Annotated in this window: 22 protein-coding genes; 18 read left to right on the top strand and 4 right to left on the bottom strand. The window is 44.0% G+C overall.

Annotated features, from left to right (window positions below; all coding sequences use genetic code 11):
• The first annotated feature begins 75 nt into the window (after positions 1-75).
• The gene (locus MKHDV_RS01385; protein WP_160711482.1) at positions 76-912 is read left to right on the top strand and encodes an MBL fold metallo-hydrolase; all 837 of its coding nucleotides are present in this window, start codon (positions 76-78) and stop codon (positions 910-912) included.
• A gap of 36 nt (positions 913-948) precedes the next feature.
• Here the strand turns inward: MKHDV_RS01385 and surE are convergent, their stop codons facing one another.
• The 3 genes from surE to MKHDV_RS01370 form a co-directional block, all read right to left on the bottom strand.
• Positions 949-1749, bottom strand: coding sequence for a 5'/3'-nucleotidase SurE (surE, locus tag MKHDV_RS01380; RefSeq protein WP_160711480.1), 801 nt, complete (start codon positions 1747-1749; stop codon positions 949-951).
• Between the two features lie 53 nt (positions 1750-1802).
• Positions 1803-2258: a hypothetical protein gene (locus MKHDV_RS01375; protein WP_160711478.1), complete on the bottom strand. Its 456-nt coding sequence runs from the start codon at positions 2256-2258 to the stop codon at positions 1803-1805.
• A gap of 70 nt (positions 2259-2328) precedes the next feature.
• Positions 2329-3138: a phosphoribosylformylglycinamidine synthase subunit PurQ gene (locus MKHDV_RS01370; protein ID WP_160711476.1), complete on the bottom strand. Its 810-nt coding sequence runs from the start codon at positions 3136-3138 to the stop codon at positions 2329-2331.
• 279 nt (positions 3139-3417) lie between these two features.
• Between MKHDV_RS01370 and MKHDV_RS01365 the strand changes: the two genes are divergently transcribed.
• The 14 genes from MKHDV_RS01365 to MKHDV_RS01300 all read left to right on the top strand — a co-directional run bounded on the left by MKHDV_RS01365 (position 3418) and on the right by MKHDV_RS01300 (position 14693).
• On the top strand, positions 3418-5052 hold the full coding sequence (locus tag MKHDV_RS01365; protein WP_160711474.1) for a CTP synthase: 1635 nt from the start codon (positions 3418-3420) through the stop codon (positions 5050-5052).
• 197 nt (positions 5053-5249) lie between these two features.
• Positions 5250-6074, top strand: coding sequence for a 3-deoxy-8-phosphooctulonate synthase (gene kdsA / locus MKHDV_RS01360; RefSeq protein ID WP_160711472.1), 825 nt, complete (start codon positions 5250-5252; stop codon positions 6072-6074).
• On the top strand, positions 6064-6585 hold the full coding sequence (locus MKHDV_RS01355; protein WP_160711470.1) for an HAD family hydrolase: 522 nt from the start codon (positions 6064-6066) through the stop codon (positions 6583-6585). Before kdsA ends, MKHDV_RS01355 begins: the two co-directional genes overlap by 11 nt.
• The gene (lptC, locus tag MKHDV_RS01350) at positions 6586-7173 is read left to right on the top strand and encodes an LPS export ABC transporter periplasmic protein LptC (protein ID WP_160711468.1); all 588 of its coding nucleotides are present in this window, start codon (positions 6586-6588) and stop codon (positions 7171-7173) included. It abuts the gene before it with no gap.
• Positions 7173-7700, top strand: a complete 528-nt coding sequence (lptA, locus tag MKHDV_RS01345) for a lipopolysaccharide transport periplasmic protein LptA (RefSeq protein WP_160711466.1) — start codon at positions 7173-7175, stop codon at positions 7698-7700. The genes lptC and lptA overlap by 1 nt, the downstream gene beginning before the upstream one ends.
• On the top strand, positions 7701-8423 hold the full coding sequence (gene lptB, locus MKHDV_RS01340; RefSeq protein ID WP_160711464.1) for an LPS export ABC transporter ATP-binding protein: 723 nt from the start codon (positions 7701-7703) through the stop codon (positions 8421-8423).
• Between the two features lie 199 nt (positions 8424-8622).
• Entirely contained in the window at positions 8623-10050 is a 1428-nt protein-coding gene (rpoN, locus tag MKHDV_RS01335) for an RNA polymerase factor sigma-54 (protein WP_160711462.1), read from the top strand.
• Between the two features lie 53 nt (positions 10051-10103).
• Positions 10104-10640 carry a ribosome hibernation-promoting factor, HPF/YfiA family gene (hpf, locus tag MKHDV_RS01330; protein ID WP_160711460.1) on the top strand — a complete coding sequence of 179 codons (537 nt, stop codon included), beginning with the start codon at positions 10104-10106 and terminating at the stop codon, positions 10638-10640.
• Positions 10641-10648: 8 nt separating this feature from the next.
• On the top strand, positions 10649-11098 hold the full coding sequence (locus MKHDV_RS01325) for a PTS sugar transporter subunit IIA (RefSeq protein WP_160711458.1): 450 nt from the start codon (positions 10649-10651) through the stop codon (positions 11096-11098).
• Positions 11099-11110: 12 nt separating this feature from the next.
• Positions 11111-12001 carry an RNase adapter RapZ gene (rapZ, locus tag MKHDV_RS01320; RefSeq protein ID WP_160711456.1) on the top strand — a complete coding sequence of 297 codons (891 nt, stop codon included), beginning with the start codon at positions 11111-11113 and terminating at the stop codon, positions 11999-12001.
• A 29-nt stretch (positions 12002-12030) separates the two neighbouring features.
• On the top strand, positions 12031-12465 hold the full coding sequence (locus MKHDV_RS01315; RefSeq protein ID WP_160711454.1) for a PTS sugar transporter subunit IIA: 435 nt from the start codon (positions 12031-12033) through the stop codon (positions 12463-12465).
• A gap of 3 nt (positions 12466-12468) precedes the next feature.
• Positions 12469-12924: a PTS sugar transporter subunit IIB gene (locus MKHDV_RS01310; protein WP_160711452.1), complete on the top strand. Its 456-nt coding sequence runs from the start codon at positions 12469-12471 to the stop codon at positions 12922-12924.
• Between the two features lie 124 nt (positions 12925-13048).
• Positions 13049-13642, top strand: coding sequence for a hypothetical protein (locus tag MKHDV_RS01305; protein WP_254060382.1), 594 nt, complete (start codon positions 13049-13051; stop codon positions 13640-13642).
• Positions 13643-13778: 136 nt separating this feature from the next.
• Positions 13779-14693 (top strand): manganese-dependent inorganic pyrophosphatase, encoded by a 915-nt coding sequence (locus tag MKHDV_RS01300; RefSeq protein WP_160711450.1) that lies wholly within the window; start codon positions 13779-13781, stop codon positions 14691-14693.
• Between the two features lie 81 nt (positions 14694-14774).
• Here the strand turns inward: MKHDV_RS01300 and MKHDV_RS01295 are convergent, their stop codons facing one another.
• Entirely contained in the window at positions 14775-15878 is a 1104-nt protein-coding gene (locus tag MKHDV_RS01295; protein WP_160711448.1) for a hypothetical protein, read from the bottom strand.
• Positions 15879-15951: 73 nt separating this feature from the next.
• Here MKHDV_RS01295 and MKHDV_RS01290 point away from each other — a divergent pair, with 73 nt between their 5' ends.
• From MKHDV_RS01290 to MKHDV_RS01280, 3 genes are all read left to right on the top strand, one after another.
• On the top strand, positions 15952-16842 hold the full coding sequence (locus MKHDV_RS01290) for a biotin--[acetyl-CoA-carboxylase] ligase (RefSeq protein ID WP_160711446.1): 891 nt from the start codon (positions 15952-15954) through the stop codon (positions 16840-16842).
• A gap of 63 nt (positions 16843-16905) precedes the next feature.
• Positions 16906-20610: a pyruvate carboxylase gene (locus MKHDV_RS01285; RefSeq protein ID WP_160711444.1), complete on the top strand. Its 3705-nt coding sequence runs from the start codon at positions 16906-16908 to the stop codon at positions 20608-20610.
• A gap of 206 nt (positions 20611-20816) precedes the next feature.
• A complete protein-coding gene (locus tag MKHDV_RS01280; protein ID WP_160711442.1) occupies positions 20817-24392 on the top strand; it encodes a PEP/pyruvate-binding domain-containing protein in 3576 nt (1191 codons plus the stop codon).
• Positions 24393-24999 lie beyond the last annotated feature (607 nt).

The following is a 24999-nucleotide window of genomic DNA, read 5'->3' as shown; positions in this document are numbered from 1 at the left end:
CTAAGCGACAGGATAATAGTGTTTACTCATCCAAAGTATAACATTACTATTCTTTGCATATAAAGGAAGTTACGCATGCTTACATTGACTGTTCTTATTGAAAATATATCGCGAAGGGATGACCTTATTCCAGCAAAGGGGCTGTCCATTCTTCTGGAAGATGGTGCAGAAAGGGTGCTTTTAGATACCGGAACTGACGGTGCATTTCTAAAAAATGCTGAGACGCTAGGTATCTCACTGAAAGACATTGAACACGTCGCACTTTCACACGGTCATTATGACCATGCTGGTGGTGTTCCGGCACTTTGCGAATTGATTGCAGATCGAGAACAGCCGCCGACCCTCACATGTCATCCAGACTGCTTTATTGAACGCCATGTCGGGAAAGTCGCCGGAGGATGCCCAGTTCTAGTAAAAAAACTTGATGCTGGACTAGATGAAGCTGCCGTACGAGCAAGCTTTGTAATGCATGATTCAAGAGAACCACAGAAAATTGGCTCGAAATTTCTGTTCCTCGGAGAAATTCCAAGAAACCCCAAGTTCAAGGGTGGCGGTTCATTCGGCATAGCCAAGCATAACGGACACTTTACCAATGACTCTCTCTACGACGATACGGGAATTGTTTGGGAAGGAAAAGACGGGCTGGTCATAATAACAGGATGCAGTCATTCGGGTATTTGCAACATCATCGAAAGGGCGCAAGAGCTTACTGGAGAAAAAAGAATCGCTGCAATTGTTGGCGGCTTGCACCTTCGAACAGCGCCAATACCTCAGTTATACCAAATCCGAAAATTCTTCCAACATACCGGAGTACGACGTTCCTATGCTTGCCACTGTACAGGAAAATGGGGATCTTTCTGGTTACCGAAAAATACACCAATTACAACCGGTGATGCTCTCAAATTTCAATAAAAAATGCTCTTCAGTGATACTGAAGAGCATTTTTTATTAAATTCCCCACTTATGCAGGTCTTTCAAGCTCCCATGAGCTGTAAAATCGAGACAAAGCGGCGTGACAGAAACAACCTTATCTACAGAAATAGCGTAAATATCTGTATCTGTCGGCTCATCTTGCATATGTCCTTTGGTTATCACCGAATCTCTTAAACGACTCTCCATACAGGCATTTGGAAGGAGAGAGCGATAATAAGAGTTTTGTGAAAGACGGGTTACTCGCCATGAACTGTCAATAGATGCACAACTTGGCACATCAATTTTCAACAAATCGATACCGCGAGGAAAACCTTCTGAGATGGCTCGTTTAGTAAAATGCTGTAAGAAATATGTTGCGGCAGCCCAGTTTTGTTCGGTGTACGTAAGGTGCGTATTAATCGGTGTTTCCAACGAAACGGCAATAGAAGGAATACCTCGATATGCCGCTTCCATTGCAGCGCCTACCGTACCGGAACTAGTGATACTTGAGCCAAGATTCTCGCCGTAATTAATTCCGGAAATAATAAAATCGGGCTTATATCCAGTCAAAACTTTTAAGCCATGGTCAACAGTACGTGCAGGGGATGCCTCACATGAAAAGGCTTTATATGGAACCCCGCAAACGGTTAGCGTTGTTTCGATTAAACAAGCATCCGGATCACCGCGATAAGCTCGCCCCATTGCAGTCTGCTGTGATGCCGGAGCAACCACAGTGACTTCTGCAAAAGATGAAACAGCTTCAATAGCAGCCAAAATCCCGGGGGAATGCACCCCATCGTCATTTGTAATTAAAATTCTAGGCAAACGTGACTGCATAATTGAACACCCCTTTGTAACCAACGATTGTTTATGCTATAATAGATATACGGCTACCTTTGTAAGGTAGGAACGCCCCCTACGACAGAGTATCTTTCGTTTGCAACGGTATTTGATGTAAATTTATTGGGATCATTGACTGGAACAACTTCAAATAGTTCGATGTGAGTAAGAGGAACAAATGTGCTACGACCATCTATGCCCATGATTTGCAATGTCGCTTTATCCGGCACATTCCATTTTGTGCATCGAAAATTAGCAGAACCGCCTGCAAGGTAGAACACCGTTAAGGAATACTCAACAGGCTCTGCATAGCGCGCCAGATTGGCTTCATTAAATGCAGTGACACTGGCTTGAGTTGTTTCAATCCAATGTAATATTGCAGCTTTTTTATTTTCGAGTGTATTGTGTTCCTGACATAACCCGACATGCTGGGTCAAGGGAGTGGTGGGGAGGCCATATGTAAAACCTCCAACAGAATCTTTTTTACAAATAAAACATGGAATCATATCCGCTCCTGAAAATAAAATAGTGGCTCCGACCAGAGTCGGAGCCAACTGATATTATATCACAAAGCTGCTACAGACTCTTTAAGTAGTCTATGCCGTTTTTAACTAAAACGGTGCCGAGTTCTGCTTCTTTACCAGCAGTCCAGCCTGGATGGTTGGTAGGGTGGTTATATGCTTCCGGATGTGGCATCATGCCCAAAATACGTCCGGAAGGGTCTGTTAAACCCGCAATGCCCAAAGGAGAACCGTTCGGGTTCATTGGGTATTCCTGCGTAACTTCACCGGAGTCCGGATCAATGTATTGCAGAGCAATCAGGTTATTTTCTTGTAGAGCAGTAAGTGTTGCTTCATCTTTAGCGATAATTTTTCCTTCGCCATGGCGCACAGGAATGTACAACGTTTCAATACCCTTTGTAAAAACACATGGGCTTTTTGCATTAGCTGCAAGATGTACCCATCTATCTTCATATCGGGCAGAATCGTTATGTGATAAGGAAACCTGGCGCTCAAAGTACAATTCGTCAATCGCAGGCAATAATCCAAGTTTTACAAGCAGCTGGAAGCCGTTGCAAATACCGAATATGATGCCGCCATTGGTAAAAAAGGTTTTCAGTTGATCGAGAAGCGGTTCGCCTTGCTCTGTTTTTGCATGCCGCCAGCGGTTAGCGGCAGCTTGAGCAGCACCCAGATCATCACCATCAAGAAAACCACCCGGCAGAATCAAAAAATTGAAATCTGTTAAACTGGTGTCACCGGAAATAAGGTCAGAAAAATGCTTAATTTCAACACGATCCGCTCCAGAAATCTTTGCAGCGTGCGCGCATTCAACCTCGCAGTTCGTCCCATAGCCGGTAATAACCAGAGTATTAACCTGGGTCATTGCTCAAGTTTCTCCTAAAAAAAGATTAACACGGGGCTTTACAAAAAGTCGCTTTACATATCCAAATAGTTCGGGTAGTGACTCACGGTTTTTGAAAGCAAAAAAATAGTCACCGTTTTAATAATTCGGGACTGATAGTTATAGTTGCGTCGGCGATAACAGTCAACGGCTGACGTAACTTCAAAAAAAGTGTATACGGACGAGATACGTTCGAAACAAATATACGTGACTTTGGTCATTGAACTAATTTTTTAATAACTACGTCGTAGGCGAGAAAGAATGAAAACTAAGTTTATCTTCGTTACTGGTGGGGTTTTGTCTTCTTTAGGGAAGGGCCTTTCAGCTGCATCCATTGGTGTCCTCCTTAAAGCTAGAGGTTTAAATGTAACCATTCAGAAACTCGACCCTTATATCAACGTTGACCCGGGTACTATGAACCCGTTTCAGCATGGTGAGGTGTATGTAACGGATGACGGTGCTGAAACTGACCTCGACCTCGGTCATTACGAACGTTACCTCAACGTTCCTCTTTCTCAGAAGAACAACTACACCTCCGGTTCCATTTACCACAAAGTTATCACCAAAGAACGTCGCGGTGACTACCTTGGCGGTACCGTACAGGTTATCCCGCACATTACTGACGAAATTAAAAAATGTGTTCTCAGCCTTGCGAGTGACGATCTCGATGTTGCAATCATCGAAATCGGTGGTACAGTTGGTGATATTGAAGGTCTTCCATTCCTTGAAGCGATTCGCCAGCTGCGCACAGACCTCGGCCGCGAACACTGCATGTACATCCACCTTACTCTGGTTCCTTACCTCAAAGCTGCAGGCGAACACAAAACTAAGCCAACCCAGCACAGCGTAAAAGAACTTCGTTCTATTGGTATTCAGCCAGATATGATCATCTGTCGTTGTGAAAAACCAATTCAGGAACACCTCAAACACAAGATCGCTCTTTTCTGCAACGTAGACCGTGACGCAGTATTTTCCTGCGCAGACGTTGATAACATCTACGAAGTACCTCTCGCATTTTATGACGAAGGCCTCGACCAGAAAATTGCTATTATGCTTCGCCTTCCAGCGAAAAACGCGGATCTTGTCCCTTGGCAAAACCTGATCCATAACTTTAACAACCCTAAGGGTAGCGTAACAATCGGCATCGTCGGTAAATACGTTGACCTTAAAGAAGCATACAAAAGTCTTCATGAAGCACTGGTACACGGCGGCCTTGCTAACCGTGTTACAGTTGAGTTCGAGTACGTTAACTCTGAAGAAGTTAATACTAAGAACGTAGCTACCAAGCTTAAAGGTCTCGACGGCATTCTCGTACCGGGTGGCTTTGGTCATCGTGGTATTGAAGGAAAAATGCTTGCTATCAACTATGCACGTGAGAAAAAAATACCGTTCTTCGGTATTTGCCTCGGTATGCAGCTTGCTGTAATCGAATATGCTCGCAACGTTGTTGGCATTAAAGAAGCAACATCTGTTGAATTTGATGAAAACGCAAAAGAACCTCTCATCTACCTTATGACTGAGTGGTACGATTTCCGTAAAGAAGCAATTGAAAAACGTGACGAAGGTACAGACAAAGGCGGCACACTGCGTCTTGGTGCATACCCTTGTAAAATTCGTCCAAAAACCAACGCTCAGGTTGCGTACGGCGAAGAGTTAATCTCTGAACGTCACCGTCACCGTTACGAATTCAACAACGCATACTACAAACGTTTAGAAGAAGCAGGAATGAGCTTCTCTGGTGTTTCTCCAGACGAAACTCTCGTTGAAATTGTTGAAGTGAAAGACCATCCTTGGTTCCTCGCTTGTCAATTCCACCCAGAATTCAAGTCCACACCAATGAACCCGCATCCGCTTTTCCGCGAGTTCGTTAAGGCTTCTAAAACGAATAAAAAATAGCGCCTGCATCACTGCAACGAACAGAAAAAACAAGATTTCAACTTAAAGAAATTTTGACTTTTTGCTGCTGCACTGCGATGTACAGGGTTATTAGCGATTAAAATCGGGGCATGCGTCAGTATGTCCCGATTTTCTCTTTCAATCCCCAATTTATTCGAGTAATTTTACGCTTTACATTCCCAAATAGGATTACCGCAATGAAACATATCGAAAACGGTTCTGCTTTATACGCAGAACTGACAACAAAACCTTTTGTTTTTGCTGGCCCTTGCGCCCTTGAAAGTTTTGAACTTGCTTTGGAAACAGCACATGCTGTAAAAGAAGCAGCAGAGGCAGCCGGACTGAAAGCTGTGTTCAAGAGCTCATATGATAAAGCGAACCGAACCTCTCTTTCCAGCTTCAGAGGCCCGGGACTCGCTAAAGGCCTCGAATGGTTGGCACGTATTAAAGAAGAAACCGGTCTGCCTGTCGTAACAGACATTCACGAACCGGAACAAGCTGCACCTGTTGCCGAAGTCGCAGATGTAATGCAAATTCCGGCATTCTTATGCCGCCAGACAAGCCTGCTTATTGCCGCAGCCAAAACTGGCCGCGTTATAAATGTTAAAAAAGGGCAGTTTGTTGCTCCGTGGGATATGAAGCCAGCACTGGACAAATTATTCTCAACGGGCAACAAAAATATCATGCTCACAGAACGTGGCGCATCTTTTGGGTATAACAACCTTGTTGTAGATTTCCGCTCATTCCCTATCATGCAGTCTTACGGCGTGCCTGTAGTATTCGATGCAACACACTCAGTTCAGCTTCCGGGCGGACAGGGTGGCACTTCCGGCGGTGACCGCTCTTTTGTACCTCGCCTATCCCGAGCTGCTGTTGCCGCAGGCGTTAACGGCGTATTTATTGAAACACACCCTGATCCTGACAATGCACTTTGCGATGGCCCTAACAGCTGGCCTGTTGCTAAATTACCTCATCTTCTGCGTGATCTTTCTGCACTCTGGAGCATGAATTATGAATGCTAAGAGCCTAGCCAAGGATATTAAACTCATTGTCCTTGATTGTGATGGCGTGCTCACCGATGGTGGGCTATACTACGACCATGAAGGCAACGTGACCAAACGGTTCAACGTGCTTGATGGACTTGGTATTAAAGCCGCTCAAGCTTCCGATCTTGTAATCGGAGTAATCACAGGGCTAGATGCCAAATCTGTTGCGACTCGTATGAACGATCTCGGAATTACTGATTATTATGCCGGTCATTTAAAAAAAATGGTATGCATTGAAGAAATCAGAGAAAAATACAATCTTGAGTGGCAACAAATTGCTTATGTTGGCGATGACTGGATTGACTTAGCGCCAATGCGTAAAGTAGGGCTCCCAATTGCTGTGGCAAACGCAATGCCAGAAGTAAAAGAGGTCGCCGTGTTAGAAACCAAAACCGCTGGCGGGCACGGTGCTGTTCGCGAAGCGCTCAATTTTATTATGAACGCTCAAGGAAAACTTGAGGGTATTGTTAACTCTATAGGTGGTTAAATGAGAAAGTGGTTGATTTGGGGGGCATTGTTAGCTTTACTTGGCGGCGGCTTATTCTATCTGCAAAGCTCTGTAGAAGAGGAAATTGCAGATAAGGTAAGTGAAGCCATTGGTAATGATGCTAAAACAAATGTTGATCTTTCTTTAAAAGGTATTGAGCTGAAGCAGGGTGAAGCAGGCAAAGAACTGTGGACGCTGAAAGCGACTAACGGCTGGTATCAGAAAGACAAGAGCATTATTGATCTTGCTGAGCCGGACATCATGTACTTTGTTCAACCGGACCGTGACCAAGTGCACATTGTGGCACCAAACGGCACCATTAACCAAAAAAAAGGTGTCGCCCGCTTATGGGGTGATGTGAAAGTAACCAACCAGAAAGGCACAATTACAAGTAGTGAGCTTACTTTTGAAGATAAAAAGAAACTGCTCATTATGACAGGTAATGTTGTCTTCACTGGTGAAGGTTTTGACGGTTCTTCCGACGATGCAAGTTGGAATTTAAATGAAAATACGATCACAGCAACCGGTAATGTAGTTGTAAAATTCCGTGCTAAACAGCTGACCGACGCGACTGGTGGAGAAAAATAATGAAAGCTCTGTTCCGAATTCTGGTGTTATCTATTTGCCTCTTTACAATCACAAACACCGCCGCCATGGCAGCACCCGCTGGAGATGACGTTAAAGTCACCTCTGAAAAAATGACGTACAGCGCAGACGGACAAACCGTCGTGTTTACCGGAAATGTTATTGTTAAACACCCAGAAGCTGATATGTGGGCAAATAAAGTTACCGTCTATCTGCAAAGTGATAAGAACGCAGAAAAATCCGATGCAACTGGTGACGTCAATCCGGGTAAAATCGAAAAAATTGTCTCTGAAGGTAATGTTCGCATCAAAATGGAGCAGAACAGACGAGGCACCTGTGATGTCGCAACTTATACTCTCAAGGATGAACTGCTTGTTATGACTGGTTCACCAAAATTAAGTGAAGGTAAAAACACTATCGCCGGCAACGTCATCAAGTTCTGGGTAAAAGAAAACCGCAGTGAAGTACTCGGTTCTTCCAACCAGCCTGTTGAAGCAATTTTTTCAGCACCAGGTAAGGCAAAAGAATAAATGTCTATTATCCAAGCTGAAGGACTTTGCAAAATTTACGGCAAGCGTGAGGTTGTCCGCAATATCAATCTGCAAATGCAGCAGGGTGAAATTGTGGGACTTCTTGGCCCTAACGGCGCTGGTAAAACAACAACATTCTACATGCTCATTGGTATTGTTAAACCAAATGCCGGTGTGGTTCGTGTAGATGATATGGAAGTCACAGACTGGCCATTGCACGAACGTGCACGAATCGGCCTGAGCTATCTTCCTCAGGAAAGTTCTGTTTTCAAAAAACTCACAGTCTCTCAGAACTTGCAATTAATTTTGGAACAAACAGCACTTTCCCGTGATGACCAGAAAAAACGTGAAGAAGAACTGATGGAAGAATTCGGTATCACACATATTCGTGATACCCATGCCATGCATATTTCCGGTGGTGAACGCCGCCGTCTTGAAATTGCCCGCGCATTAATCAGAGACCCTAAGTTTATTCTTCTCGATGAGCCATTTGCAGGCATTGACCCACTCGCTGTAGATGACATTCAGGACATCATCCGTAAACTGCGTGACAAAGGAATGGGCGTACTCATTTCCGACCACAACGTTAGGGAAACATTAAAAATTTGCGATAGAGCTAACCTTGTTTATGAAGGGCAAATAATTCTTTCCGGTACGCCGCAAGAGATAGTTGAGAACCCAAAGGCGCGTAGCGTCTACCTTGGAGAAGATTTTAGTCTCTAGTATCTTGATAAAAAATATAATTTGCACCCTCGCAATAAAGAAAAGCCCGTCCAACGGGCTTTTTTCTTGGTTGCATATAACTTTCCTATGTGGCAAAAAAGAGGTCAGTTATCTGATTTGGAATGTTTTTTGATAGGCAGTACTCGTACATTATATTTCAGCTTTTTAGCTAGTCGAACCACATAGGACATTCTTATATATGGCTCTTGAACTTCGCCAACAATTAAAGCTTGCCCAGCAGCTTGTAATGACCCCGCAATTGCAGCAGGCAATTAAACTGCTGCAGCTTTCTCGCGTGGAACTTGCTGAAACCGTTCAGCAGGAGTTGCTGGAGAATCCTTTTTTGGAAGAGTCCTTGGAAGAAACCGCTAATCCAGACAAAACTTCTGCTAAAGAGCAGCGTAAAGATGAACAGGAAGCTTACGACAAAGAGCTCTCTACTAACGCTGACTGGGAAGACTATCTGGGGGATTTCTCAAGTACCACCAAACAGGTTTCAATGCGAGAAACTGAAGCACTAGAGGAAATGAGCTCATTTGAAGCTCGTCTTGCTCCTGCTCCAACGTTAGACGGTCATCTGTACTGGCAATTAATGCTTTCTCCATTCTCTGAAGAGCAAATTCGCGTTGGAGAAATCATCATTGGCAGCATCAGCTCTAATGGGTACTTACATGTATCTACAGAAGAGCTGGCACAGATTGCTCAAAGCGATACTGAAACAGTCGAACAACTTATTGAGCATATTCAACAATTTGACCCTATTGGAGTTGCTGCTCGCACTCCGCAGGAATGCCTGCTCGTTCAGGTAAAAGCTCTCAATTACGACCGTGACCCAATTCTTGTAGATATTATTACTAATCATCTTGAAGACCTAGAGAAGCGTCGTTACAAACCACTTGCTCGAAAATACAAAATTTCCCTTGAAGATCTCAGAGAGTACCTAGATGTAATCCAGAGCCTTGACCCTATGCCGGGGGCACGGTTCGGTGGAGGAGAAGCACAGTATGTTTCTCCGGATGTTTACATCTATGAGTACGAAAAAGAATTCGTTATCGTCCTCAATGAAGATGGTTTACCACAATTACAACTCAGTGAATTAACAGAACAACTCCCGAAAACTACTAATGCTGAAGAAAAAGATTATTATCAGGACAAGATGCGCTCTGCCTCCTGGCTGATAAAAAGTCTGTACCAACGGCAACGAACTTTATATAAAGTAGTTGAGAGTATTGTTAAATATCAAAGAGAATTCTTCCTTAACGGTGTTACATCGTTAAAGCCGCTGATTCTTAAAGATATTGCAGATGATATTGGCATGCACGAATCAACGGTAAGCCGTATCACCACAAGTAAGTACATTTCGACCCCGCACGGTATTTTTGAACTGAAGTTCTTCTTCAACAGTGCAATTGGCCTTGATGATGGTAGTCAGGTCGGATCGGAGAGCGTAAAAGCACTCATTAAAAAGCTTATTAGTGAAGAAAATACAAAAAAACCGCTCAGCGATGAAAAAATCGGTGAGATTTTGAAAGAAAAACTGCAGGTTAACATTGCACGAAGAACTGTAGCTAAATACCGTACCGCAATGAATATCCCTTCATCATCCAAGAGAAAGGTGGTATTCTAGAAGCGAAACCAGCTGACTCACAGGGTTTCAAAAGTATCCAATTAGGAGGCACCATGAACATCGCATTCACATTCAAAAACTTTGAGCCTTCCAATCACCTAAAAGCTTATGCCAAACGACGCTTCAACAAGCTTGGCAGATTCTTACCGAACCCTGAACACTTGGAAATGCAAGTCTCACTTTCTGTTGACAATTTCCGCCACAAAGCCGAAATTTCACTTGTATCGGATAACTTAACTTTATCCGCTACCGAACAGTCTGAAGACATGTATGCAACCGTTGATCTTGTTCGCGATAAACTTAAAGCACAGATCATACGTCGTACGGAAAAACTGCAAACGAAACGCAAGGGTGCAGAGAAGTTTGTTCTAGAAGGTGACATGCCTCTAGAAGAAGCAGTAGAGGCAGAACGAACCATCATTGGTATGGATAATTTTATCCCGAAACCGATGGATCTTGACGAAGCCGCTATGCAGCTTGATGCACTTGATTATGACTTCCTTGTTTTTCTAAATGCTGAAACTGAACGGGTAAATGTGATCTACCGCCGAAAAGATAACAATTTCGGACTGATTGACCCCGTTTTCTAGGAAAAGTAATGAAACTGGGTGAATACCTAGAAAAAGAACTTGTATTGCCAGAGCTAACCGCCAGCACCAAACAAGAGGCGCTGGCGGAGCTCTTGGCTCCTGTCGTTGAAAAAAACCCATCCCTTGATGCTGAAGAAGTTTTTAACGTGCTTATGGAACGAGAAGCTCTCGGAACCACAGGTATTGGTAATGGCATTGCCATTCCTCACGGAAAACTTCCAGCACTCGATAAAATAGTAGTAGTAGCCGGTCGAAGCTTCGATGGGCTGGACTTTGATGCACTTGATCAAAAACCTTGTAAGATTTTCTTCATGGTGCTTGCTCCGGAAAACGTAGCAGGTACACACCTGCGCATCCTTGCCCAAATTTCGCGACTCCTGAAAGATGAGGATTTCAAACAATTATTTATGGAATCTGATAGTCAGGAAACTTTGTGGAACCTTTTATCTGCTGCGTAACATGAGTAATTTATGATTTCTTCATCTCAACGTACTATTCCTGTAATCATTATTGCTGGACTCTCCGGAGCTGGTAAAAGTAGCGCGCTAAAAGTCTTTGAAGACATGGCATACTACACTATTGACGGACTTCCGATGTCTATGACATCGCAATTCATGGAAGTTCTTACAGGCTGTGGACTTGAGAGCTATAAAGGGATTGTACTTGGAGTAGATGGCCGGCAGTGCTCATTCAAAAATGAATGGGCAACGACTATTAATACATTAGTTGCAGCCGGATATTCGCCTACTGTCATATTTCTTGAATCACGTGCAGATATTATCCTGCGCCGATACAAAGAAACAAGACGACCGCATCCTTTTGAAGGAAACGGTATCGGCCTTGAACAGGCCATGACAAATGAGCGTGCTCTTATGGCACCTGCACGTTCAGAAGCAGATTTTATTTTTGATACATCAGAGTATTCCATTCATGACTTGCGCCGTGTGTTGCAACGCAGATGGCAGTCAGAAGAAAACAATGCAAAAGGTCTTAAAGTTCATATCATGAGCTTTGGGTTCAAGCACAGTACTCCTTCTGAAGCAGACATGATTTTTGATTTACGCTTTTTACCAAACCCATACCATAATCTTGAACTACGCAAATACAGTGGACAAGATGACCCAGTTGTTGCCTACGTTTTAGAGAACAGTATGGGGCAGACGTATTTAAAAAAGCTTGAAGACTTATTGCACTTTACGCTTCTGCAAATGGAAAAAGAAGGGCGGTATCGCATCACCATAGCCTTTGGCTGTACTGGTGGACGGCATCGTTCTGTTGCGGTAACTGAGGCCATTTTCGAATTTTTGAAAAAATCTGACTTTGCTGTTTCCAAAGAGCATCGTCATATTAACTTGGCGTAAGCCTAAGCTAACCACTTATATATAATCTCATGTCTACCACATTTCCTGAAGAAACAAATATTGGTGTAGTTATTGTCACCCATACCAACTACGGTGCGGCACTGTTAAGTGCGGCAGAAGTTATCATGGGCAAACAACCTTCCTGCGAAACTGTAAGCGTTGATAGCGAAAAAGATGTTTCGGAAACAGTCACAGTCATTAAAAACATGGTTGAGAATGTAGACGAAGGTCGCGGTGTACTCATTTTGACCGACATGTTTGGTGGGACTCCGACAAACTTGAGTCTATCTTTACTCGGAACCAGACATTTAGAAGTTCTTACAGGCGTAAACCTTCCAATGCTGTTAAAAGTATTTGGGTGTCGTACAATGGCGCTTGACCGTCTTGCTATTGAAGCAAAAGATGCTGGTGGAAAGGGCATTGTTATGGCTGGTGAAATCCTGCGTAGTAAGGTTAACGAGTAAATTATGGCTTGGATTCGTATCGACAACCGCTTGATTCATGGACAAGTTATTGAAACTTGGATTCCATACACTAATGCCAAACATTTACTCGTCGTAAATGATGATTTTGCGGATGATGTGCTACGTCAACAAATCGCTACACTCGCAATTCCTAGCCGAATTTCTGCTGATTTTATTCACATTGCAGAAATTATGACCTACGCCCAGAGCAATAATCTTCAGGATACGCTCATTATCGTTGCAGATTGCGATGATGCTAAACGCATCCATGACGCTGGCTTCTCTTTTGAATCAATTAATATCGGGAACCTGCATTATGCACCGGGGAAAAAACAACTCTGTGACCACATTGCTATTTCCGACCATGATGAAGAATGCCTTAAATTTTTTGCTAATCATGAAATTATTCTCGATTTCCGCTGCGTACCAAACCAACCATTACAGATCAAGGGGCTATAGTAATGGATGCTGTTTTTCCTGTTATTCAATTTTCCTCAATTCCCTGGCTTAGTGGCTACGCTTTTTTTTTGCCATCCTAGCGCTGCTACGAACTAATGTTAATTTAGGTTTTGTTGAACGCCCCTTGGCCATCGGCTTTTTTTGGGCGATCATAACAGGGGAGTGGGAACTAGCCCTCCCAGCCGCCATTTTCTTTGAGCTCTTCTGGCTCGACCTTTTTCCGGTTGGAACATACATACCGCCCAACGGAACCGCCTCGCTGGTTGCAACTTTGGCCGCAGCCAGCTTTTTTTCATTAGAATTCCCATCACAGCTCGTCATCCCAATGGTTCTGTCCATGCCTGCGGCTTTAATTTGCCCATACCTTGAACAAACATTACGACAACGCCACAATATTCATCACAATGAATTGCTGGCACTCAAACACCCAGAAAGTGTTGTTGACGAGCAACTTTTTTTACATAAAATTATTAGCAAAGCATTGCTCCAAACCTTGGGTTTGAACTTTGTTTTCTTCTTTACCTACCTGCTTGTGCTAATTAGCACTATCTCTATTGCATATGATGTATACGGCTCTATTATTGAATGTTCTGGTGTTACTTGGAGCTACTTATGGTTCTTTGCAGCACTTGGAGGTGTTCTTTCACTTAGAGTCCGCCATGCTTATTATTCCTTCTTTTTTTTCCTCTTTGCCGTGGTGCTTATTACCAATCTGTAGAATTCTGCTGATAAAAAAAATGTGCTAAGTAGCACAGTACTACTTGGCAGCGGATTTCGTTTGTGCTATCTGTCACAAACTCAGTTTGGAAATAAGCGTGAACAACGCGTTACAACAATTTCTGGAGGAAATTACCATGGCAGTACTCGTATTAGGTCATATGAACCCGGACACCGACTCTATCATTTCTGCAATCGCTGTTGCGGATGCACTTAATAAACGTGGCATCGAAGCGAAAGCAGTAGCACAGGGCGAAGTTACCCCTGAATCTGCTTTTGTTCTTGAAAAATTTGGTCTCGCTGCTCCAGAAGTTGTGACTTCTGTTGCTGGTCAGAAAGTTTGGCTCGTAGATACATCTGATAAAACTCAGCTCCCTGCAGACATCGACGATGCTGAAATCTGTGGCGTAATCGATCACCACAAATTGGGTGATATCACCACTTCAAACCCTCTTGAAATGTGGGTATGGCCTGTAGGTTGTAGCTGTACTGCAATCAAAGGTTTCTACGATCACTACGGTCTTGAAATCCCTGCAGGTATTGCAGGCGGCATGCTTTGCGCTATCCTTTCCGATACCGTAATGTTCAAGTCTGTAACTTGCACCGACGCTGACAAAGTGGCTGTAGAAGCTCTTGCTAAAATGGCTAACGTTTCCGACACTACTGCTCTTGGCATGGACATGTTCAAAGTTAAGTCAGCAGTAGACGGCGCAACCATGGAAGAACTCGTATTCCGTGATTACAAAGACTTTAACATGAACGGCAAAAAAGTTGGCATCGGCCAGCTTGAAGTTGTTGACCTTTCTCTTCTTGACGCAGTTAAAGCTGGCCTGAAAGAAGAAATTGCTAAAGTTAAAGCAGACGGTCGTCACTCTGTATTCCTTCTCCTCACCGACATCATGAAAGAAGGCTCCGAAATGCTCATCTGCTCTGATGACGCTTCCGTTGTTGAAAAAGCTTTCGGTGTAGCTGGTAACGAATCCGTATGGCTTGACGGCGTAATGAGCCGTAAAAAACAGGTTGTTCCTAACTTTGAAAAAGCTTTCAAATAATAGGTAAACCGCTCTGATTTCAAAACCCCGAAGAGTTTCTCTTCGGGGTTTTTTATTTATCCAAACAAGTTAAACAAACATCTAGCTAAGAGTGCTTAACGCCATACATCGCAGTTCACGTAGCTTGCGGCCAGATTCTTCGCCTAGATTCTGCTGATCAGGCGGCAGTGATACCGAAAGTAAAATTTCAAGATCAGCTTGCGCCTGCAATAAATAATTATTGCCAGAATCAGCCTCTACCATCATAAAAAAAGCTTCGAAGATTTGCTGCTTATGAAGAGAATAAATAAGATCAACTTTTGTTCCAGCTCGAAGAGTGGGGTACTGTGCACCTTTCATGTGCTGCCGTGCCGCGACAGCTCCGGCTCGAATAAGATGGGTTGAGAGCTTAAGACGCCTTCCTAAACATTCTGCAAGACTTTCCCCACGCTTTTCATGTCCTATATGACGTGGAAGAACTTTCTCACTGGTCTCTTGTTTTCCCAAATCATGACAAAGCGCCATATAACGGGCTGTTACATCACTTCGACAACGATTAACAGTGTTCACGGTATGTGCAAGACAGTCCTCAGAGTGGTACTGTATAGGACCAGCAGGTATTAACGACATTTTACTGAGCTCGGTAAACCAAGGATTCAAGCAGGCTGCGCCATTTAGCACCTCTAAAAATCTTCCTGGGACAGGTGATTGCAGAGCCTTTATAAGCTCCGCCCCGACTCGTTCTGGAGTAAGGTTATCAAGTAATCCTTCTGCCGCCACATGCCGCATCATATCGACAGTCTCTGAGTGAACCGAGAAATCTGGTAATTCAGCAGCGAATCTGGCTACCCGAAAAACTCGAAGCGGATCTTGCAAAAAAGTATTTTCTGAGGCATGTCGAAGAATTTTATTTTGGAGATCGTGCAAAGTTTGCGGTAGAGTATAGAGGCGAGCTTCTTCATCAAGAGCAAATGCATTTATTGTAAGATCTCTGAATGTAAGATCTTCCTCAATAGTTGCTCCTCTAATAGGGGCGTACTCAATACCGTGAAGAATACATATTCCAAAATCATTTCCAGCCTTGCGTGCTGTTGGATTGCAGCTTATAAATTGATTAACGGTTCCTGAGAATACAAAGTCATATTCTTTTGGAGAGATACCAAGCAACATATCTCGCACTGCGCCGCCTACTAAATAAAATTTCATATCTTTGTCATACTGCATGCTGAGATAGTTTCCAAGAAAAACCTACCTGAGCCATAAAGCTTACGGACGGCATATGCATACCTGTTTTGTTTTACATGACCAGATCGCCAACATTGTTTCTGAGACTACACCTGAACAGATTACGAACGCTCATGCGGGATGGAAATCATTAGAAGAGTTGTCATGGAAGCAAACTACTCACGGTAATCTTGCTATGTATAGTTCCGATCTCCCATACTTCCCAGCAGACATTTATCTGTGCGGAATGTGTAGCTCAACACTGGACGTTGCACGTGTTTTTAATGAAAAACATTTGCTTAAAGAATGGGATTCCATCTTAGGCATACGACAGCAGAGTGGGCGTGGACAATTAAGAAGAGCATGGAACTCGCCAGAAGGGAATATTTACGCTGCAATGCGACTTCCTTCGACAGATTTTTTTGCAAACGAGCTTGGTTCACTAGCAATCGGATTTCTGTTGGCAAGCGCTTTGCAAAAACTTGGTCACAATGCACAGATTAAGTGGCCAAATGATATTTTGGTAGATGATAAAAAAGTTGGGGGAATTCTGCTGGAAGAACGAGCCGGCACTTTGATGGCTGGCATTGGTCTAAACGTGCATTCACACCCTCCAACAGAACATTTGCGGAATGAATGGGCAGTTCCTGCTAGCTGTTTGTGCAAAAAAGAACAAACTTTGCCCATATTACAGGTGTGGCAGACACTTGTAGACTACATGCATTTTTGCTACAACGCACAGGTTGTTCAGTATACTACCGCAAAATTAATTTCGAGTGTTGAAAAACAACTTACTTGGCTGGGGCGAGAAGTATGGATCCACGGAAGTGATCTAACCAATCGGTCGGGCAGGATAATGGGTATTTCTCAAGATGGTGGTCTTCGCCTTCGTCAGTCGGACGGAGAGAGGATCATTCATTCCGGTAGTGTTTCCCTCCACCCGTGATTAGATCACCCGATGGGTTATTTATTTGCAAAAAAGTCACCGACGCTGCATAACGAGGATTGAATGGCGATTAAGACGTTTAAAGAGATTTTGGATGAAGTGAAAGGCAAACCAATTCTGGTTGCCAACAGGGGCATTCCTGCCCGTCGCATTTGCCGCTCAATTCGTGAGCGTTTTGATGCTGTAGCTGTTATGACGGCTACGGACATTGATAAAACGTCTCCTGCCGCATCAGCCGCTCAAGAACTTCTTTTACTTGGTTCTGACCCTCGAGCGTACCTTGATATTGACAGAATTATTAGTCTGGCAAAAAAACGCGGCGCAGTTGCTATTCACCCGGGTTGGGGCTTTGCCTCTGAAGATCACAGATTCCCTACAAGATGTGCCGAAGAAGGGCTCATCTTTATTGGCTCCACAGCGGAATCCATGAACCTGCTTGGTAACAAAGTACAAGTTCGTGCTCTTGCACAAAAACTTAATGTACCTGTTGTTCCAGGCTCTGAAGGGTCTGTGGATATTCCTAGCGCACGTAAATTCTGCGACGAGATCGGCTTTCCGATCATGCTTAAAGCAGAAGGCGGCGGCGGTGGACGTGGTATTTTCTTAATTCAAACTCAGGATGAGCTGGAAAGTGCTTTTGTTAAAGCGTCCACTATGGCGCAGGCATCTTTCGGTAACCCTCGTTTGTACATTGAGAAATTCTTAGCCAACGCGCGACACATTGAAATCCAGGTAATCAGTGACAAACACGGAAACGTGTTCGCATTTGACGAACGTGATTGCAGTATTCAGCGTAACCATCAGAAGCTGGTTGAAATTACTCCATCTCCTTCTGAGCTTATTACTCCAGAGTTACGTGCACGCCTCAAAGGCTATTCACGCAGCCTTGTCAAAGCTGTTGGATACGATTCTCTTGCTACAGTTGAATTCCTTGTGACTCCTGACGGTGAGCCATACCTTATTGAGGTTAACACCCGCCTGCAGGTTGAACATGGTATTACCGAAGTCCGCTACGGTATCGACCTTGTAGAAGAACAGATTGCTGTTGCTTTCGGTGCAGAACTTCGTCTTAACGAAGACGACTTCCCGCCGTCACAGATGGCAATGCAGTTACGTATCAACTGCGAAGACCCTCAGGATGATTTCGCACCTAACTGTGGTGTTGTATCTCGATACATTTCTCCTGGTGGCCCTGGTATCCGTATTGATTCCAACTTGTCTGCCGGTTACGATTTCCCATCTAACTACGACTCAGCAGGTGCACTGCTTATTTCTTATGGTCGTGGTTGGAAAAAAGTTCTGGGAACAATGGAACGTGCTCTTAACGAATACTCCATTGGTGGCGTTAAAACTACCATCCCGTTCTTTAAACAGGTTATCCGTCACCCTAAGTTCAGACAGGGCGATTTTACTACCAACTTTATTGGTAATACACCTGAACTGCTTTGCTACACAGACCTTGCTCCTGAAGCAGAGCGTATCTCCAAATTGGTTGCAGAAATTTCTGCAAAGGGTTCCAACCCACATATCCAGCTTGGTGAATACCGTTCCAAAGACACACCACGTGTCGGCGAATTCAAACCCGTATTGCCTAGTATTGAGCTTCCAGTTTTAAAGGCAGCGCCTGTGTACCCTCAGGGTGACCGTAAGGCTCTGTTGGATTTCGTTCGTGACTCAGATTACGTACATTTCTGTGACACCACTCCGCGTGACCTCACGCAATCCAACAGCGGCAACCGATTCCGTCTTGCAGAAGACAAAATTATCGGCCCGTACCTTGATAACTGCGGATTCTTCTCTATTGAAAACGGTGGCGGTGCACATTTCCATGTAGCAATGCTTGCAAACATGACCTACCCGTTCACAGAAGCCAAAGAGTGGAATCAGTTTGCTCCTAAGACTCTAAAACAAATACTTATCCGTTCAACTAACGTTCTTGGCTACAAACCGCAGCCAAAGAACCTTATGAGAGCAACTGGTGAGATGATTTGTGACCACTACGATGTTATCAGATGTTTCGACTTCTTGAACCATGTAGAAAACATGCGTCCATTTGCAGAAGTAGCTCTTAACCGTAGTGAAGTAGTCTTTGAACCAGCCATCTCACTTTCATGGGCAAAAGGCTTTGATGTTAAACACTACCTGCAGGTAACTGAAGCAATCCTTTCTATGGTTGCAGATGTAGCAGGCGTTAGCACTAGAAAAGCCTCTGAGCTGATCATTCTCGGACTTAAAGACATGGCGGGCGTTTGCCCACCACGCTTTATGACCGAGCTTGTGACCGCAATCCGCAAACAGTGGCCTTCCCTTGTTACCCATTACCACAGACACTACACTGACGGCCTTTTTGTTCCGACAGTTGGTGCTGCTGCAAAAGCCGGTGCACACATTGTTGACACCGGTATTGGTGCCGCAGTTCGTTGGTATGGACAGGGCGAAGTACTCTCCACAGCGGCGTACATGGAAGATGAACTTGGACTCAAAACTAATCTTAATAAAGATATGATCCGCGAATGCAACTTTGCACTCAAACAGATCATGCCATATTACGACAAATACACCGCACCATTCTTCCAGGGAATTGACCATGATGTTGTACAACATGCGATGCCTGGCGGTGCGACTTCTTCCTCACAGGAAGGCGCATTGAAGCAAGGTTACATTCACCTTCTTCCATACATGCTCAAATTCCTCGCTAGCACACGCAAAGTTGTACGTTACCATGACGTGACACCTGGTTCCCAGATCACATGGAATACTGCATTCCTTGCTGTAACCAACGCGTACAAACGTGGTGGCGAAGAAGAAGTTCGCTACTTGTTGGAAGTGCTTGAATACGTTACCAAGTTCTCAGAGCATGAATTAAGCGAAGAGATGAAGGAAGCACGTCTTGCTATCTATCAAGATAGTAACGATGCGTTCCGTAATCTGCTTCGCGGCAAGTTTGGTAAACTTCCGCTTGGCTTCCCAGCAGACTGGGTATACGAGAGTGCATTCGGTATAGAGTGGAAGCAAGCTATTGCAACCCGTACAGAAGTATCTCCATTGTCAACATTGGAAGATATGAATCTTGCTGCAGAAGAAATTGATTTCATTAATCAGGTTCGTCGTAAGCCGACAGAAGAGGAATTCATTATGTTCCTCAACCATCCGGCAGACGCACTCAAGACTGTTCATTTCAAACGCGACTTCGGCAACCCGAACAATATACCGCTCGATGTTTGGTTTGAAGGCCTTGAAACCGGTAGAGAACTGCACTTTGTAGACGATAATGCAAAGCCGCACTCCATGACCATTTTGCACATTTCAGAACCTGCTAAAAATGGTAAATGTGTTGTGCGTTATGTTCTCGACTCTGATATAATGAGTTATGATGTTCAGGTGGCAACACCACATGAAGAGGAAAATGCAGGAAGCGAAAAAGCTGACTCTAGCAATCCACTTCACATAGCTGCACCTTCAAATGGTGACCTGTGGGTAATGTATGTTAACCCGGGTGATGTAGTTAAAAAGGGTGAAGAGCTCTTCAACGTTTCAATTATGAAACAGGAAAAAGCAGTACTTAGTCCCGCTGACGCTATGGTCAAGCGTGTTCTGGTAACTGCTGACTACAAAGAAACCAAAATGATGGTTCCGGTAAAAGAGGGTGATCTGCTTATTGAGCTTGGTCCAATCCCGCGCCGTTGCAGCAATGAGGCTTGCCAGAAGCCGCTCTCCATGGAAGGTATGGCATTCTGCCACTTCTGTGGTGAAAAACTGGAAGCGTAGATGGGTCTCATGCTTCGGCATGAGTAAGGATTAGAGAATATGGAGAGTCCTGAAAGGGACTCTCCATTAAATAACCACCGTGTAGGTATTGCCTATAAAAAAAGTTGTTTATCAAAATCTAATTCTAACGATGGGCGTAGAGTTTTACTCTATAAGTTATAGTTTCCGGTTTTTAAAGTGATAAGTCCTTCCAGGAGGAAAGACTGATGGCCAAGAAAAAGGCTGACGATTCCAAGAGTGTTAAAGCACAAGCGACTAAGATTGAAGAACTTCAGAAAAAAATGGTTCTTACTGGTGAAGACATTGTAGCCATTGGCGAGGTAGCTGAGCTTCTTGTTGGTGGTAAAAACTACAACACCGCTATTATTAGTCAGGTTGACGGTATTCGGGCTCCGCAATTTCGTGCAATCTCTTCCATAGCCTTCCACCAGCTCATGGATGAAACAAAAGTGAACGCTTCACTTGTTCGCTCCATGGTTGACAAAGAGTACAACCGAATTGACTGGAATGATCCTGAGATCAACAAAGATCCTGAGTTTTTGCAGAAATTTGTACGAAATACCGCTAAAGAAATTCGTGCAGAGGCAGAAGCAGAAGGTACTCAGAATACGCTTAAGACCAGAACATTTGTAAACAACGTTGTTGAAGGTTTTGCAACTTCTCCGGAAGGTATTGACCAGCTTCGTAAACGTTCAGTATTGGTTCAGGCAGGCATCCTCTCTGTAGTGTTGCCTGACAGTGTAACCGGTTGCGTACGTGAAGCATACAACGCTATTTGTAAAGAAGCAGGTCTTGAAGACGTTCCTGTCGCAGTTCGTTCATCCGCAGCTGGCGAAGATTCTTGTAAAAAAGCATTCGCTGGCCTTCAGGATACGTACTTGAACATCGTTGGCGAAAACAGATGTATTGAAGCATACCATTGGGATTGCGCATCTGCATATAACCTTCGCTCAATGACCTACCGTCGTGAAGCTATTCTGGATGCAATGGCGCGTGCAGAAGCTACTGGCGATGATTCTATTGCTATTAAAGCAAAAGAAGAATGGGCCATTGAGAACACCTCTCTCTCTGTTGTAATTATGCGCATGATTAATCCTGTTATTTCCGGTACTGCATTCTCTGCAGATACTGCAACAGGTTGTCGCGGCACAGACAGAAGAGATCTTGTTTCCATTGATGCTAGTTACGGTCTCGGCGAGGCAGTAGTTGGCGGCATGGTAACTCCAGACAAATTCTACGTGTTCCAGCGCGACGATAAACAAGAAGTTGTTATTCGTCAGATGGGTTGCAAAGATAAAAAAATTGTCTACAAAGAAAAGGGCGGCACCAAAATGGTGGACGTTCCTGATCTTGAAGCATTCCGCTGGTCACTTTCACTTGCACAAGCAGAAGAAGTAGCACGTGGCGTTCGTGGCATTTCCATTGCCTACGGCGGCATGATCATGGATACAGAATTCTGTATCGATGATGCTGACAGACTCTGGTTTGTACAGGCTCGTCCTGAAACCCGCTGGAACGAGGAGTTCGATCTTCATCCAGATACCATTTTCATGCGCCGCCTTGAGGTGGATGAAAAAGCAGCTGCGAATGCAGAAGTTATCCTCGAAGGTAACGGCGCATCCCGCGGTGCAGGGCAAGGACGTGTAAAATATCTCCGTTCAGCGCTCGAACTGAACAAAATTATCAAAGGCGACATTCTCGCAGCAGAACGTACCGACCCAGACATGGTTCCGGGAATGCGCATTGCTTCTTCCATTCTTGCAGATGTTGGCGGTGACACCAGTCACGCAGCTATTACTTCTCGCGAGCTTGGTATTCCAGCAATCATCGGTATCCAGCGCCTTGAAGTTCTTCGCAACCTTGATGGTGAAGAGATTACAGTTGATGGTACTCGCGGCAAGGTATATCGCGGTCTTCTTCCTCTTAAAGAGGTTGGCGGCGAAATGAATCTTGCAAAGCTCCCTGAAACTAAAACCAAAGTTGGTCTTATCCTTGCCGACGTTGGACAGTCACTCTTCCTTTCACGACTCAGAAATGTAACCGATTTTGAAGTTGGTCTGCTCCGTGCAGAATTCATGCTTGGTAACATTTCCATCCATCCAAAAGCACTCGAAGCTTACGACTCCGGCGAACTTGAAAGAGTAGTGGCTAAAAAAGTTCACGATCTTGAAAGCCAGCTGACAAAGCTACTTCGAGAACAGCTTGCCTTGGGTATTGTTGGTGTTGACTTCAATCTTCGTGAATACGTAGGCCACTTGACAGGTCTTTCCGAAGAAATTGAAAAGCTTACTGAAAACGAACAACCACGCGGCACTGACGAAGTACTTGCTGTACACCGTCGCATGCGTGAACTTGATCATAAGCTTGATGCATACATGGAAACTGCTACCCGTCGATTTGACGTTCTCAAGACTTCTGAAAATCTTGAAGATCACGTCTCCGCTGTTATGGGCTTCTCTGATGAGTTGATGAAACTCACCGGTACTGACCCAGAAAGCACTCGTCGCAAGGCAGAGATTGATGCATCCGTAAAAGCGTTTACTGCAAAAGCTGCAACTGATCCTGTTGTTATGGACGTAATCCATAAAGTTACACAGGTACGTGTTGAAGTAGCTCTGACTTCCGGCTTGGAAAAAGAAATCCGTGATATGCGTAGCATTCCAGAAAATATCCGCACGATTATTAAGTCTCGCGGATACCGTTCTGGCAAAGAACATTACGTGCAGACCCTTGCACAGGGACTCGCACTGTTCGCTATGGCATTCTACGGAAAAGACATTATATACAGAACCACTGACTTTAAATCTAACGAGTATCGCAACCTTCTTGGTGGCTCCTTGTTCGAACATTTCGAAGACAACCCGATGCTTGGCTATCGTGGTGTTTCCCGAAATATTCATGATTGGGAAATCGAAGCATTCAAACTGTCTCGTGGTGTATACGGTGGAACTAATCTTCAGATTATGCTTCCGTTTGTTCGTACTCTTGAAGAAGGTAGAGCAATGCGCCGCTACCTCGAGCAGGTGCACAAGCTTAAGCGTGGTGAAGATGGCCTCAAAATCATCCTCATGTCTGAAATTCCAAGTAACGCTATTCTCGCAAAACAGTTCATTCAGGAATTTGATGGATTCTCCATCGGATCCAACGATATGACTCAGATGGTTTTGGCAACAGACCGAGATAACGCAAGTCTTTCCCACATCTACGATGAAGAAGATCCTGCTGTTGTTTGGGCAATTCTGTGCACCATCTTCACTGGTCAAAAATACGGTAAAAAAGTTGGTTTCTGCGGTCAGGGTGTTTCTAACAGCACCGTGCTTCGTGGCCTTGTTGCAATTGCTGGAATCGTATCCGCATCAGTAGTACCTGATACATACTTCCAGACAAAAATTGACATGGCAGAAATAGAGCAGGAAAACATTAAAACCGAACAACTTGGTCAGTGGCTTGGCGACAAGTACCTTGTAAAAATTCGTGCTCTGTTAAATGAAAATGGATACGGACACATTCTCAAGAAGTACAAAAACGCTCAAGACATTCTCGATTGGTACGAAGGCGAAATTGCTCGTTTACATGAACAGCTTCGTGAATCCATCGAAACACCAAAAGAAAAATTCTACCGTCAGGAACTGGAGCAATTCCGTGCTAAGTTCCACAAACCTGTAATTTATGCAGGTTGGGACTGGAAAGAAACCGTTCTTGATGCTCTTCACCAGGCTGGCTTCGCTAACTTTGAAGAGCAGGCTATTGCTCTTGAAGCACAGCGCAAGAAGAAATGGTAGAGCGAAAATTGATTAAGTAAAGTGTGAAGGGGACGTATGCAGTAGCATACGTCCCCTTTTTCTTTTCAAAATAAATACCTAACTCAAGTCGTACAATGGATAGAGGACAGAAAAACCTCTTAATCTTTTATTAAAAAAGCACCTAGCACGCCAAATAATAAGCTTTACAGTATCAATTTTTGTTAATTATTCCATTTTCGAGCGCCACAACAACTTCTAAACACAGCAAAAATAAAAAAAAAATGTGCATTATCCGTCAAAAAAAAACTTGCAAGATGCATAATCACGCGCACACCACGCCTAACAGCACTTCATATCTACGCAACGTGTAATCCTGATTATCTTTTATAACTCGTTAGAACTTATTTTTATAACACTTTTTTGAACACCCGTTTTTTATTTTGGATGCTTTCAATAGAAGAAATATAATACTGTATATTCTTCCAATTCAAACACAATAATTCCTATTCGAGCCTGTCAGTGTTTTACATTCAGAACGAGAAGCGACGCGGTTAATTATATAGGATCAACTTAACTGCCCCCAACTGCTTTCGCTTCAATTAATAAAAAAAGTAAGTCAAAAAAAAGTGAGTCCGTTATATACGAA

Source organism: Halodesulfovibrio sp. MK-HDV, assembly GCF_009914765.1.
Lineage (GTDB): Bacteria > Desulfobacterota > Desulfovibrionia > Desulfovibrionales > Desulfovibrionaceae > Halodesulfovibrio.
This window is presented reverse-complemented; position numbering and strand designations above follow the sequence as displayed.

Excerpts from the sequence above, each read along its gene's own strand:
- lptA (WP_160711466.1), top strand. The coding sequence starts at position 7,173 with ATGAAAGCTCTGTTCCGAATTCTGGTGTTATCTATTTGCCTCTTTACA.
- rapZ (WP_160711456.1), top strand. The coding sequence starts at position 11,111 with ATGATTTCTTCATCTCAACGTACTATTCCTGTAATCATTATTGCTGGA.
- MKHDV_RS01280 (WP_160711442.1), top strand. The coding sequence starts at position 20,817 with ATGGCCAAGAAAAAGGCTGACGATTCCAAGAGTGTTAAAGCACAAGCG.
- surE (WP_160711480.1), bottom strand. The coding sequence starts at position 1,749 with ATGCAGTCACGTTTGCCTAGAATTTTAATTACAAATGACGATGGGGTG.
- MKHDV_RS01370 (WP_160711476.1), bottom strand. The coding sequence starts at position 3,138 with ATGACCCAGGTTAATACTCTGGTTATTACCGGCTATGGGACGAACTGC.
- MKHDV_RS01325 (WP_160711458.1), top strand. The coding sequence starts at position 10,649 with ATGAAACTGGGTGAATACCTAGAAAAAGAACTTGTATTGCCAGAGCTA.
- MKHDV_RS01315 (WP_160711454.1), top strand. The coding sequence starts at position 12,031 with ATGTCTACCACATTTCCTGAAGAAACAAATATTGGTGTAGTTATTGTC.
- MKHDV_RS01385 (WP_160711482.1), top strand. The coding sequence starts at position 76 with ATGCTTACATTGACTGTTCTTATTGAAAATATATCGCGAAGGGATGAC.
- kdsA (WP_160711472.1), top strand. The coding sequence starts at position 5,250 with ATGAAACATATCGAAAACGGTTCTGCTTTATACGCAGAACTGACAACA.
- hpf (WP_160711460.1), top strand. The coding sequence starts at position 10,104 with ATGAACATCGCATTCACATTCAAAAACTTTGAGCCTTCCAATCACCTA.
- MKHDV_RS01300 (WP_160711450.1), top strand. The coding sequence starts at position 13,779 with ATGGCAGTACTCGTATTAGGTCATATGAACCCGGACACCGACTCTATC.
- MKHDV_RS01310 (WP_160711452.1), top strand. The coding sequence starts at position 12,469 with ATGGCTTGGATTCGTATCGACAACCGCTTGATTCATGGACAAGTTATT.
- lptB (WP_160711464.1), top strand. The coding sequence starts at position 7,701 with ATGTCTATTATCCAAGCTGAAGGACTTTGCAAAATTTACGGCAAGCGT.
- MKHDV_RS01295 (WP_160711448.1), bottom strand. The coding sequence starts at position 15,878 with ATGAAATTTTATTTAGTAGGCGGCGCAGTGCGAGATATGTTGCTTGGT.
- MKHDV_RS01375 (WP_160711478.1), bottom strand. The coding sequence starts at position 2,258 with ATGATTCCATGTTTTATTTGTAAAAAAGATTCTGTTGGAGGTTTTACA.
- MKHDV_RS01290 (WP_160711446.1), top strand. The coding sequence starts at position 15,952 with ATGCATACCTGTTTTGTTTTACATGACCAGATCGCCAACATTGTTTCT.
- lptC (WP_160711468.1), top strand. The coding sequence starts at position 6,586 with ATGAGAAAGTGGTTGATTTGGGGGGCATTGTTAGCTTTACTTGGCGGC.
- rpoN (WP_160711462.1), top strand. The coding sequence starts at position 8,623 with ATGGCTCTTGAACTTCGCCAACAATTAAAGCTTGCCCAGCAGCTTGTA.
- MKHDV_RS01285 (WP_160711444.1), top strand. The coding sequence starts at position 16,906 with ATGGCGATTAAGACGTTTAAAGAGATTTTGGATGAAGTGAAAGGCAAA.
- MKHDV_RS01355 (WP_160711470.1), top strand. The coding sequence starts at position 6,064 with ATGAATGCTAAGAGCCTAGCCAAGGATATTAAACTCATTGTCCTTGAT.
- MKHDV_RS01365 (WP_160711474.1), top strand. The coding sequence starts at position 3,418 with ATGAAAACTAAGTTTATCTTCGTTACTGGTGGGGTTTTGTCTTCTTTA.